The 12,507-nt window shown below is 67.1% G+C and carries 8 protein-coding genes and 1 tRNA gene; 1 reads left to right on the top strand and 8 read right to left on the bottom strand.

The genetic code is table 11. The features are described from left to right. Nucleotides 1-56: 56 nt before the first annotated feature. Nucleotides 57-1,445 carry an oxygen-independent coproporphyrinogen III oxidase gene (gene hemN / locus D7325_RS03280; protein WP_120994008.1) on the bottom strand — a complete coding sequence of 463 codons (1,389 nt, stop codon included), beginning with the start codon at nucleotides 1,443-1,445 and terminating at the stop codon, nucleotides 57-59. A gap of 183 nt (nucleotides 1,446-1,628) precedes the next feature. Here hemN and D7325_RS03285 point away from each other — a divergent pair, with 183 nt between their 5' ends. Continuing rightward, the gene (locus D7325_RS03285) at nucleotides 1,629-2,585 is read left to right on the top strand and encodes a hypothetical protein (protein ID WP_120994010.1); all 957 of its coding nucleotides are present in this window, start codon (nucleotides 1,629-1,631) and stop codon (nucleotides 2,583-2,585) included. Between the two features lie 34 nt (nucleotides 2,586-2,619). On the opposite strand, the gene fdhE is transcribed toward D7325_RS03285, so the two are convergent. The 7 genes from fdhE to selA form a co-directional block, all read right to left on the bottom strand. Continuing rightward, nucleotides 2,620-3,552 carry a formate dehydrogenase accessory protein FdhE gene (gene fdhE / locus D7325_RS03290; RefSeq protein ID WP_120994012.1) on the bottom strand — a complete coding sequence of 311 codons (933 nt, stop codon included), beginning with the start codon at nucleotides 3,550-3,552 and terminating at the stop codon, nucleotides 2,620-2,622. Beyond that, a complete protein-coding gene (locus D7325_RS03295; protein WP_120994013.1) occupies nucleotides 3,549-4,244 on the bottom strand; it encodes a formate dehydrogenase subunit gamma in 696 nt (231 codons plus the stop codon). The genes fdhE and D7325_RS03295 overlap by 4 nt, the downstream gene beginning before the upstream one ends. Then, nucleotides 4,241-5,179, bottom strand: coding sequence for a formate dehydrogenase subunit beta (gene fdxH, locus D7325_RS03300; RefSeq protein ID WP_120994015.1), 939 nt, complete (start codon nucleotides 5,177-5,179; stop codon nucleotides 4,241-4,243). The genes D7325_RS03295 and fdxH overlap by 4 nt, the downstream gene beginning before the upstream one ends. 9 nt (nucleotides 5,180-5,188) lie before the next feature. Continuing rightward, the gene (fdnG, locus tag D7325_RS03305; protein WP_162987994.1) at nucleotides 5,189-8,251 is read right to left on the bottom strand and encodes a formate dehydrogenase-N subunit alpha; all 3,063 of its coding nucleotides are present in this window, start codon (nucleotides 8,249-8,251) and stop codon (nucleotides 5,189-5,191) included. Nucleotides 8,252-8,428: 177 nt separating this feature from the next. Continuing rightward, nucleotides 8,429-8,524, bottom strand: a tRNA-Sec gene (locus tag D7325_RS03315). Nucleotides 8,525-9,082: 558 nt separating this feature from the next. Continuing rightward, nucleotides 9,083-11,023 (bottom strand): selenocysteine-specific translation elongation factor, encoded by a 1,941-nt coding sequence (gene selB / locus D7325_RS03320; RefSeq protein WP_120994021.1) that lies wholly within the window; start codon nucleotides 11,021-11,023, stop codon nucleotides 9,083-9,085. Next, nucleotides 11,020-12,477 (bottom strand): L-seryl-tRNA(Sec) selenium transferase, encoded by a 1,458-nt coding sequence (gene selA / locus D7325_RS03325; RefSeq protein ID WP_120994023.1) that lies wholly within the window; start codon nucleotides 12,475-12,477, stop codon nucleotides 11,020-11,022. Before selA ends, selB begins: the two co-directional genes overlap by 4 nt. Nucleotides 12,478-12,507: the final 30 nt, after the last annotated feature.

A 12,507-nucleotide genomic window follows, 5' to 3' on the forward strand; every position in this document is an offset into this window, starting at 1 on the left:
GCCCGCCGTTTTATCGGCTGTCGGCGGCAGGCGTGGCCCGCCGCCGGGGGGCTGGATCAGACGGTGCGCGAGAAGCGCGTCTGTTGCTCGCCGTCGAGGTAGGCGTCGAAGGCCATGGCGATGTTGCGCATCATCAGCTGGCCTTGCGGCAGCAGCACCAGCGCATCGTCCTCGATCGTCACCAGACCGTCCTTGACCGGTTCGTCGAGCTTCGCGAGCGCGCCGGCGAAATAGTCGCGGAACACGATGCCGTGTCGCCGCTCGATATCGCGGAAGTCGATGCGGCCCAGGCACATCAGGTCGAGGATCACCTCGCGGCGCAGCCGGTCGTCGTCGTTCAGGCGGTAGCCGCGCTGGACCGGCAGCATGCCTTCGTCCAGCCGGCCGTAGTATTGCGACAGCTCCTTCACGCTCTGGCTGTAGCTGTCCCCGACCTTGCCGATCGAGGACACCCCAAGGCCGATCAGGTCGCAATCGGCGTGCGTCGAGTAGCCCTGGAAGTTGCGTTGCAGCGTGCCGTTGTTGCGGGCGAGAACCAGCTCATCGTCGGGCAGGGCGAAGTGATCCATGCCGATGTAGACGTAGCCGGCCTGCGTCAGGCGCTGGATGGTCAGCTCCAGCAGCTCCAGCTTGCGCTCCGGTGGCGGCATGTCCTCGCGGCGGATCAGGCGCTGGGCCCGCACGCGCTCGGGCAGGTGCGCATAGCTGTAGGCGGCGATGCGGTCGGGCCGCAGGGCGATGATCTTGTCCAGCGTCCTGTCGAAGCTGGCGACGGTTTGCAGCGGCAGGCCGTAGATCAGGTCGACGCTGACCGACTTGAACTGCGCGGCGCGCGCGGCACTGACCAGCGCCCGGACCTGCTCCTCGCTCTGCAACCGGTTCACGGCGCGCTGCACGTCTTCGTCGAAATCCTGGATGCCGAAGCTCAGCCGGTTGAAGCCCTGTTCGCGCAGCACCTGGATCCGCTCCGGGTCGATGGTGCGCGGGTCGACTTCGATGGAGAACTCGTGCGCGTCGCTATCGTCCATGTTGAAGGCTTGCCGCAGCGCCTCCATGACCTCGCCGAGCTGCTCGCTGGTCAGGTAGGTCGGCGTCCCGCCGCCGAAATGCAGCTGGGTCAGCTTGCGCGATTTATCGAACAGCGCGCCCTGCATCGCGATCTCGCGCTTGAGGTAATCGAGGTATTCGACGGCGCGGTGCGTCTTCTGCGTGATGATCTTGTTGCACGCGCAGTAGTAGCAGAGGCTCTTGCAGAACGGGATGTGGATGTACACCGACAAGGGCTTGGGGTCGCGCGCCTCGTTACTGGCGCGTGCCGCGGCGTGGTAGTCATCGATGGCGAACGCACTATGGAATTGCGGCGCGGTCGGATAGGACGTGTAGCGCGGTCCCGGCTGGTCGTACTTCTCCACCAGGGCGCGGTTGAAAGCCATCGTTTGGTCCACTGACCACCTCATCATCAAGCCTAATCGGGCGGCGAGGCGGCATAGGCACTCGCGCATGCGGCAAAGTATGGCGCCGATTGCAGGCAAGGCACAGTCGCGAGCGTCGGGCAAGGGCCGCCTGCGACGCGAAGCCGCATCCCGCGCGGCCCATCCCGGCCATCCACCCACGACAGGAAGCCATCCATGAGCCTGAACGCCGATATCCAGCGACTCGAGCGGTACGACGAAACCACCGACACCTACACCCTGGCGATCATCACCGACGAAGATCACGCCGCCCAGGTCGAACTCGAGGATGGCCAGATCGCCTGGCAATCGACGCTGCGCTATGACCTGCTGCATCGCGAGGTGGACGCCACCGGGCGCGTCCGTTACCGGCTCGAGGAAATCCCGCCGGAGCGGGGCGGCGAGCATCGGCTCGTCAGCCTGATCGCCGAGGGCGGGCGGGGTGCGGAATTCTCGGAGCTGGTGATGTTCGGCAAGCGGCTGGTGACCTTCGACGACCGCACGGGCCTCGTCTGCGAGATTCGCAACGAGAACCAGCTGGTGCCGCGCCAGATCCTCATGACCGGCAGCGGCGACGAGCGCTTCAAGGGCTTCAAGAGCGAGTGGGCGACGCTCTGGGGCGACCGGCTGATCGTCGGCAGCCACGGCAAGACGGCGCCGGAGGAGTGGGTCAAGATCCTCGACCGCAACTACGGGCTCGCAAGCGTCGACTGGCACGAGCGCTACCAGCTCATGCGCGAGGCGCTGGGCGTCGGCGAGCGGGGCTACGTCATCCACGAGGCGGCGGAATGGCATCCGTACCGGCGCGAGTGGCTGTTCTTTCCGCGCAAGGTGTCGAGCGAACCCTTCGACCTGGCGATCGACGAACGCGAGCGCGGCAACCATCGGCTGGTGATCGCCAACGAGGATTTCAGCCTGGTCCGCACCCTGCCGATCGGCGAGTGCGTGCCCGAGCGTGGCATTTCCTCGTTCAAGCTGGTGCCGGGCCACCCGGACGAATGCATTGGGTTGAAGAGCGTCGAGATCGGCGAACGCACCGAGAGCTACCTGTTCTGCTTCAACCTCGAGGGCGAGGTGTTGCAGGAGGACACCTTCATCGGCGACTACAAGTGCGAGGGCGTCGAGATCCTGTGACCGGGCCGGCACCCTCGACGGGTGCCGGTGCGTTTCAGCCGGCGATCAGCAGCGGGTTGTAGCCGTTGCGGGCGTAGGTGCCTTGTTCGTCGAGCATCAGGTCCAGCACCAGGCTGGCGAGGTCGTCAGCCAGCGGTTCGGCACTGGCGTTGAACTCGCGCGGTACGATCTTCAGATAGCTGTTGCAGTGGCCGCAGGCCTCCGCCTGTGCCGGCAGGGCGAGCTTGCCGTCGGCTTCGTCGAGGCCGAAGTAGTGCAGCTGGCCGCCCTTGTGGCAGGTGGTGCAGGTCACGCGCTCCAGGTGCCATTCGGTCTCGCAGAGGCTGCAATGCAGGTAGCGCACGCCCTGGCGGTCCTTCTCGATGTGAATCACGCTGGCCACCGGCCGCGAGCCGCAACAGGGGCAGAGGCTGCGCGCAGCGCCGGTGGGTCGCTCGGGCGTGCGGGGCAATGCGAGCGCCAGGCGCGCCCAGGCAACCTGCATCGCCGCGGCGACGAAAGGCAGCAGGCCGCGATCGGCATCGGTGCCAGGTTTGATCTCCAGAATCAGCTCGGCGAGCTCTTCCAGTTGGTCGTCGGTTTTCGCACGCAGTGCCTCCAGCAGGGGGCTTTGGCGCTCAGCGACGTGCAGCTCCAGTGCATCGAGCAGGGCGGCGAGGTCGGCGCGCCAGTCCAGTTCCCGTCGCAGCGAAGCCGCCGACAGCGGCGGCATGCCGTGTTCCAGCGCGACGTCGAAGGCGCCGGGCGTCGGCCGCCAGGCGGGCTCGCGACCATCCAGCACCTGCTGTTGCGCCTGCACCATGCGGGCCATGAACGACAGGAAATCCGCCAGCGGCGGCACCTGTTCGGCCAGCTCACGCATGCGCAGCGCGCGCCGGGCGAAGATGTCGGGTTGGGGCAGCAGCACCTCGGGCGGCTCCATGATGCCGCTCGGTGCGCTGCCAAAGCTGTGATTGACGCCTTTCATCGCGGGTTCCTTGTCGATTCACGCGCCGAGGGCGTCGAGGCGTGGTCGTCGCCCCGTGCCCGTCCGCGCATGATGTCCTCGTACCAGAGCTTGTGGTGGTGCCGTGCCCAGGCGGGGCTGACGCGCCCCTGGGTCATGGCGCGGATCGAGCCCTTGACCCAGATGGCCGAGTAGATGTGGATGATCAGCGTGACGATGGCGATGAACGCGGCATAGGCATGCACCATCGCCGCGTTGCGGTGCAGCCACAGCGGCACGTCTTCGGCGAACCAGGGGCGCCAGATGATCACGCCGCTGACCAGCAGCACCGGCACGGTCGCCAGGAAGATCCAATACACGAGTTTCTGGCCGGCGTTGTTCTTGCCCACCGGCGGCAGTCGGTCGTCGCGGTTGCTTAGGACATCGCGGATCTGCTTGAGCCACTGGACGTCATGCCGGCGGATCAGGTTGTCGCGGAAGAAACGCACCGCCTGGATGACGAACAGCAGGGTCATGAAGACCCCGATGTACGGGTGCAGGATGCGCGTTTCCTCCGGCCCGCCGAACAGGCCGGTGAAGCTGTAGAAGCCCGGATAGAACAGCGCCAGCCCGCTGAGCGTGAGCAGGGTGAAGCTGATCGCGACGATCCAGTGGTTGAGCCGCGTCCACCAGCCGTACCGCAAGATGCCGCTCTTGACGTTCGAATGGCTCATGGCCGGTCCTCCCCATCGTGCCGGTCGATCTCCCGCGCGCGCCCGGCGTTTTCGGGATCGGGGTCGTCCTCGGGCTCTTCCTTCGGGCCCTTGGTGACGTAGTGGAAGAAGCCGGCCAGCACCGAGGCGCCGAGCACCGCCGACATGATCGGTTTGGTGATGCCCTTCCAGGCCTCGACCGCCGGGCTGATCTGCGGGTCCTTCGCCAGGCCGCTGTAGATCTCGGGCTTGTCGGCATGCTGCAGCACGTAGACCACATGGGTGCCGCCGACCCCGGCGGGGTTGTAGATGCCGGCGTTCTCGTAGCCGCGTCCCTTGAGGTGTTCGACCCGGTGGGCGCCGTAGTCGAGCATGTCCTCGCGGGTGCCGAACATGATCGCCGAGGTCGGGCAGGTCTTGACGCACGCCGGCTCCAGCCCGTGGTAGACGCGGTCGGAGCACAGCGTGCACTTGTAGGCCTTGTTGTCCCGCTCGCTGTAGCGCGGGATGTCGAACGGGCAGCCGGCACGGCAATAGCCGCAGCCGATGCAGTGCTCGGAGTTGAAATCGACGATGCCGTTGGCGTACTGCACGATCGCGCCGGGGGCCGGGCACGCCTTGAGGCAGCCCGGTTCGGCGCAGTGCATGCAGTTGTCCTTGCGGATCAGCCACTCCAGGTCGCCTTCCTCGTTCTCGTATTCCGAGAAGCGCATGACTTCGAACGACTCGGCGGTGAGGTCGATGGGGTTGTCGTACACGCCGTGGCAGTGGCCCACCTCGTCGCGCGTGTTGTTCCACTCCATGCACGCCACCTGGCAGGCCTTGCAGCCGATGCACACGGACACGTCGATCAGCTTGGTGACCTGTTCGACGCCGCCCTGGCGGACCTGGGGGGAGGGGGTGATCGACGCGGAGCGCGCGACGATGTTCTGCAGGTTGATCTGGTCGCCTCGCATGGCCTTCTCCTAGAGCTTCTCGACATTCACCAGGAACGACTTGAATTCCGGTGTCTGCGTATTGCCGTCGCCCACGAAGGGGGTCAGCGAGTTGGTCAGGTGCGCCGGACGGGCCACGCCCTTGAAGCCGTAGTGCAGCGGGATGCCGATCTGATGGACCGTACGGCCGTCCACCTGCAGCGGCACCATCCGCTTGGTCACCACCGCCACCGCTTCGATCAGGCCGCGCTTGGACGTCACCCGCACCCGCTCGCCCTGGGCGATGCCGAGCTCGGCGGCCAGCACCTCGCCGATCTCGATGAACTTCTCCGGCTGGACGATGGCGTTGAGCAGCGCGTGCGTCGTCCAGAAGTGGAAATGCTCGGTGAGGCGGTAGGTCGTCGCCGCGTACGGGAACTCGTCATTGGTGCCGAAATGGTCGCGGTCCGATGGGAACACCCGCACGATCGGGTTATGGAATGCCAGCGGGTTGTCCGGGTGCAGCGGGTTGCGGTCGATCGGCGATTCCATCGGCTCGTAGTGCTCGGGGAACGGGCCATCGTTCAGCTGTTCGCTGGCGAAGAAGTGCCCGGTGCCGGTCTGCGTGACGATGAAGGGGCCGACCCCGGCCGACGGCGGCGTGAAGATCGGGTAGTCCGGTACGTCGGCACCGATCCAGCGCTCGCCGTTCCACCAGATATAGGCCTTGTTGGAGGCCCAGGGCGTGCCGTCCGGCCGCGCGGAGGCGCGGTTGTACATCAGCCGACGGTTCGCCGGCCATGCCCAGGCCCAGCCGAGCGTGGTGCCGACGCCGTACGGGTCGGCGTTGTCGCGCCGCGCCATCATGTTGCCGGCCTCGGTGAAGGAGCCCGTGTAGATCCAGCAACCGCAGGCGGTACTGCCATCGGCACGCAGCTGGGAGAAATCATCGAGCAGCTCACCGGCGCGCTTGATGACCTTGCCGGTCTCGTCGGTGATGTCCCGCAGCGCGCGCCCGTTGGCTTCCTTCGCCAGTGCCTCGGACTCCGGGTGCCAGGGGTTGGTGTAGTTCCAGGTCAGGTTGAGGATCGGGTCCGGGAAGGCGCCGCCTTCGTCCTGATACAGCTTCTTCAGCCGCATCATCAGCCCCGCGAGAATCGCCATGTCGGTCTGCGATTCACCCGGACCGGGCGCGGCCTTGACGTGCCATTGCAGCCAGCGCGAGCTGTTGGTGATCGAGCCGTCGTCCTCGGCGAAGCAGGTGGTCGGCAGCCGGAACACCTCGGTGCCGATGGTGGCCGGATCGACCGGGTTGTATTCGCCGTAGTTCTTCCAGAACTCGCCGGTCTCCACCTCCAGCGGATCCATGATGACGAAGTACTTGAGCTTCGACAGACCCTCCAGGACCTTATCCTTGTGCGGGAACGACGCCAGGATGTTGAAGCCCTGGCAGATGGTGCCGGTCATCTCGCCCTTGGCGGCCTGGTTGATGGCATAGAGCACGTCGTAGAGCGGTTGCGACAGCTTGGGCAGCCAGTCGTAGAGCCAGTCGTTCTCGGCGGTGGCGAGGTCGCCGTACCAGTCCTTCATCAGGCTGATGAAGAAACGGTCGTAGTGTTTCCAGTAGGACACTTCGCCCGGCAGCAGGGGCTGCTTGGTGCGGACCTTCATGTAGTCCTCGTAGCGCTGCAGCTCCGCCGCGGGCAGTCCCATGTAGCCGGTCAGCAGGTTGGACAGCAGGCCGATATCGGTCAGGCCCTGGATGTTGGAGTGGCCGCGCAGTGCATTCACTCCGCCGCCCGGCATGCCCATGTTGCCCAGCAGCAGCTGCACCATCGCGCCGGTACGAATGATCTGCGAGCCGATGGTGTGCTGCGTCCAGCCCAGCGCATAAAGGATGGTCATGGTCTTGTCGGGCGCAGAGGTCTGCGCGATCAGATCCCATATCTGCAAGACCTTCTTGCGCGGCATGCCGCACACCTGTTCGACCATGTCCACCGTGTAGCGGCTGTAGTGCTGGCGCATGAGCTGGAAGACGCAGCGGGGATGTTCCAGCGTCGGATCGGTGACGACGAAGCCCTGCTCATCCTTCTGGTAGTTCCAGTTGGTCTTGTCGTATGTGCGCGTTTCGGGGTCATAGCCGACGAACAGGCCATCGTCAAAGCCGAAGCCTTCTTCCACCAGGTGCGAGGCGTCGGTATAGGCGCGCACGTACTCATGATGGAATCGACCGGTTTCGATCAGGTAGTTGATCAGCCCGCCCAGCCAGACGATGTCCGTGCCGGTACGCAGCCAGGCATGAACGTCCGCCACTGCTGTGGTGCGGTTGTAGCGCGGATCCACCGAAATCAGGATCGCGTTGTTGCGCTCCTTGGCGTGCATGACCCAGCGGAAGCCCACCGGATGCGCCTCGGCGGAATTGCCACCCATCGAGAGGATGACGTTGGCGTTGCGGATGTCGACCCAGTGATTGGTCATGGCACCGCGACCGAATGAAGGGGCAAGACCTGCCACCGTCGGTCCGTGTCAGACGCGTGCCTGGTTGTCCACCACCAGCATGCCCAGCGCGCGGGCGATCTTCTGTGTCAGGTAGGCCGTCTCGTTGGTGCAGGCCGAGGCGGCGACCATCGAGGTCGTCAGCCAGCGGTTCACCAGCTGGCCCTTGTCGTCGTGCGTCTCGAAATTGCGGTCGCGGTCGTCCTTCATGTGACGGGCGATGCGATCTAAGGCCTCGTCCCAGCTGATGCGCTTCCACTCATTGGTGAACGGCTCGCGCACCTCGGGGTACTTGACGCGCGTCTCGCTGTTGATGAAGTCCAGCACGCCGGCGCCCCGCGGGCACAGCGAGCCGCGGCTAACCGGATGATCCGGGTCACCCTCGACGTGGTAGACTTGGTCGATGACATTGATCGCGCCATCGCCGCGCGTGTAGAGCAGCATCCCGCAGCCCACCGAACAGTAGGTGCAGATGTTGCGGGTCATGGTCGAGCCGGTGAGCTTGAAATGGCGGATCGAGGCGAGGGCCTGTTCCGGGGCGAACCCCATCATGGCCATGCTCGAAGCACCAAGTCCGGCCGCGCCCAGCTTGAGGAAACTGCGCCGGGATACGCGCACTGACATGGGTATCTCCTTGTAACTTTATTTTTCGGCTATCACGAAGGGGTCGACTGCCGCCTGGCTTGAGGGTTCATGCCGGTGGTCGATTGGTGACCCTTTTTCCCCAGCCTAGACCGCTCGCGGCATACTCGCCGAAGCCCTGATGGACGGTGTGTATATCGCGCGAAGCGAAGGTGGCGGAAGGCAGTGAGAGTCGAACTCACCCGGGAACGGCTGCCGTCCCCAACCGGGTTTGAAGCCCGGCCGCACCACCGGGTGCGATTGCCTTCCTCAGAGAGGCCTGTTCGAAACAAGCGAAAGAGTGGGCCTGTTTGTTAACAAGCGAAACGTTCGACCGCGGCTTGGCGAAATCGTGTCCGACAAATTGCCGCATCAGCCTCTTCGGACCTGTTGGCCTCGACATCCCTTCGTAGGAGCCCGCTTGCGGGCGATCCCGGCGGCTCCGCACCAACTTGCAGGGCGCTACAGATGTAGGGCGGATTCCGGAGCGCAGCGAACAATCCGCCTAAGGCCAGCCACCGCGGAACGACCGGTGCATTGCTTCACGAATGCACCTCCGAGTTCGCGAGCGAGCTCGCTCCTACGAAGGCCAAGACGGCGAGGCTGTCTGTAGGAGCGAGCTTGCTCGCGATGAATCATCGGGGCGGGAAACGCCAAGACTGCCGAGCCATAGGGCGGATTCAGGAGCGGAGCGAACAATCCGCCTAAGGCCAGCACTGCGGAACGACCGGTGCATTGCTTCGCGAATGCACCCTACGGGGCAACGGTCGCGCCGGTTCGCGAGCAAGCTCGCTCCTACGAAAGCGAAGACGGCGAGGCGTACGCACCCTACGAGCCTGGCGGCGTCGAAGCGGCATCGACAGCCAGCGCAGCGACCAGGGCGCTGTCGCGGCGGACCTTGCGGGCGTTGCCGAGGCGGCGGGTCAGGCCGATGCAGTCGAAGTGCTCGAGCAACTGGATGCTGCGTTTGCGCCCGAGGCCGATGGCGTCGCGAAAATCCGCCGCCTGGACCGTTCCCACTTCTTCTTCGAGCGCGAGCAGCCGACGGGCCAGCGCGCGGACCGTGGCCTCGGGGTAGAAAAGGTCGCGGACCACCTGCTGCAGCTCGCCCAGCCGCGCCAGTTTGCGCAGCAGGTGACGGACCTCGGCCTCGTCGCGATCGAGCGCGCGGGCCAGATCGCGCACCCACGGCGGGTCGTAACCGCCCGCGACGAGCAGTGGCCAGAGCCGGGCCTTGAGCGATTCCTCCGCCGTGGTGAGCAGCACGCGATGGCCCGGCAGGTGCAGCCAGGGGCCGCTGGCCTGGATCGCTTCGTCGGCCAGCAGGCTTTCCAGCAGTGCGATGAAGACCGGGCGTTCGAGCTGGGGCAGGGCGATGCGGCGCAGGCGATCGCGATCGGGGCCGAGCTCGTCAGGTTGGTCGGCATGGAAGCGCTCGAGGGCGGCGAGCAGGCGGCTGCGCAGGCCATTCCACACCTCGGGCGCGAACAGCCACGGGCCTTGGCGTGTCGTCAGTTCCAGCACACCGGCCGGCAATCGCCAGTGCGCGCGCGGGTGGTTGAATTGGCGTTCGAGCGTCCACGGCGCGATGCCGTTGTCCGCGTGCGCGAGCAGGGTCGGCAGCGCCGCCTCCAGTGTCTGGCCGCGCAGCGCCCGCAACTGCTCGATGCGCGCGGGCGTGCGCCGGTGGCGGGTCGGCGCGAAGGGGTCGAGCACGCGGCCGCCGCCCAGCGTGCGTTGGGCCGACTGGTCCCGCAGGACGAGCGCATCGCCATGCACGGCATGGGTCGGACCGTTGAGGACGAGCTGGGCCAGTGCCACCTCGCCCGGTCGAACCCGGTCGCCATCGAGCAGCGCCACGCGACCCGTCACGTCCTGCGCGCCGAGGTGCAGGTGCACCGGCGTCCAGTGGGTCAGGGCGTGAACTTCTGAGGGCAGCAGGCGCAGTTCGATGTCGAGCCGCGTCGCCGGGCCGTGCAAACCGGGATGGACGAGCCATTCGCCACGGCGGATGGACTCGACCGTAAGCCGGTCGCCAGCGATGTTGAGGGCGACTCGCTGGCCCGCGTGGGCTGCGTCCGCCGTGCGGTTCTGCGCATGCAGGCCGCGCACCCGCACGCGCCGGCCCGAGGGGCTGAGCATCAGCTCATCGCCGCTGGCGACCGCACCGGCAAAGGCGGTGCCGGTCACCACCACGCCTGCGCCTGCCACGCTGAAGGCGCGGTCGATCGGCAGGCGGAAGAGGCCGTTCGTGCCGCGCCGGGTGCGTTCGCCGGCCGCCTGGGCCAGCGCCCCGCGCACATCGGCCACGCCTTCGCCGGTCACGCTCGACAGCGGGAAGATCGGGGCGCCGGCAAAGGGGCCGGGCGCGAGCAGGGCGCCTATCTGTAGGCGCACCTCGTCCAGCCGCGCCGGTGCGACGCGGTCGATCTTGGTCAGCGCGACCATCGCCCGGCCGATGCCGAGCAGCTCGGCGATGGCCAGGTGCTCGCGGGTCTGCGGCATCACGCCGTCGTCGGCGGCGATCACCAGCAGCAGCAGGTCGATGCCCGAGGCACCGGCGAGCATGTTATGCACGAAGCGTTCGTGGCCCGGCACGTCGATGAAGCCGGTCGGCGCGCCATCGCCCAGGTCGGCGTAGCGATAGCCGAGGTCGATGGTGATGCCGCGCTCGCGTTCTTCGCGGCGATGATCGCCCTCGACCCCGGTCAGCGCCCGGAGCAAGGCGGTCTTGCCGTGATCGATATGGCCAGCGGTGCCGACGATCACGGCGCCTGCACCGCCAGCTGCGCGAGCTGTTCGGCAAAGCCCGTTTCGTCATCGAGCTGGCGCAGGTCCAGCCAGAGGGCGTCGTCATCGATCCGGCCGATGACCGGGATGGGCAACGCCCGCAGCGCCTCTTCGAGATGGCGCAACGCCCGCCCGCGCAGGCGCTTGGGTTGCCGCGGGCGCAGGCGGAGGCCGGCGCTGGGCAGCCGTGCGACCGGTTGGGCGCCGCTGCCGATCATGCCCAGCACATCGCTCGCCGCCACGTCCCAGCCCTCGCCAAGCCGGGCCGCGAGTCGAGGCGCGAGGCGTTCGGCCTGCTCGCGGATGTCATCCTGCGGGCGGCTGAGCAGGCGCAGGGTGGTGAGTCGCTCGGCCAGCCGGTCCGGGTCGCGATACAGGCCGAGCACCGCTTCGAGCGCGGCGAGGGTCAGCTTGTCGACGCGCAGCGCGCGCTTGAGCGGGTTCTTCTTGATGCGTTCGATCAGCTCGCGCTTGCCGACGATGATCCCGCACTGCGGGCCGCCGAGCAGCTTGTCGCCGCTGAAGGTGACGAGGTCGGCGCCGTCGCGCAGCGCCTGCTGCACGGTCGGCTCGGCCGGCAGGCCCCAGCGCGTCAGGTCGACCAGGGTGCCGCTGCCGAGGTCTTCGAGCAGCGGCAGGCCATGCTCGCGGGCGATGCCGGCAAGCTCGGCGGTGGACACGCTGGCGGTGAAGCCCTGCACGCTGTAGTTGCTCGTGTGCACGCGCATCAGCAGGCCGGTGCGCGGGCCGATGACGGCGCGGTAATCCTTGGCGTGGGTGCGGTTGGTGGTGCCGACCTCGACCAGCTTCACCCCGGCGCGCGCCATGATGTCGGGGATGCGGAAGGCGCCGCCGATCTCGATCAGCTCGCCCCGCGAAATGACCCCTTCCTTGCGCGCGCCCAGGCTGTTGAGCGCCAGCAGCACCGCCGCGGCGTTATTGTTCACCACCGTGACCGCTTCGGCGCCGGTCAGCTCGCGCACGAGCTCGGCGATCAGCGCGTCGCGGTCGCCGCGCTTGCCGGTGGCGAGGTCGAATTCCAGGTTCAGCGGATACCGCGCGGCGAGCGTCATCGCCTCGATCGCTTCGTCCGGCAGCAGAGCACGGCCAAGGTTGGTGTGCAGCACCGTGCCGGTGAGGTTGAAGACGCGCCGGACCCGGCTGCGATGCCGGCTGGCCAGCCGCTCGCCGGCGCGACCGGCCAGCGCGGCGTCGGTGACCTCGACCGCCTCGAGCTGGCCCTGCCGCACGGGTTCGCGCAGCTCATCGAGCAGGTTGCGCAGCTCGTCGAGCACGGCACTGCGACCGAAGCGGCGAGCCAGCGGTTCGCAAGATGCGCTGCGCAGCAGGCGGTCCAGCGAAGGCAGGCGGGTGGCGGGGCGTTGCCCGTCATGGGCGAGGGGGCTGACAGCGACGGCATGCAGATCGGCCATGCGCGGCTCGTTCCTTGTGCGGAGTTCGAA

Source organism: Stutzerimonas urumqiensis (assembly GCF_003640395.1).
Lineage (GTDB): Bacteria > Pseudomonadota > Gammaproteobacteria > Pseudomonadales > Pseudomonadaceae > Stutzerimonas > Stutzerimonas urumqiensis.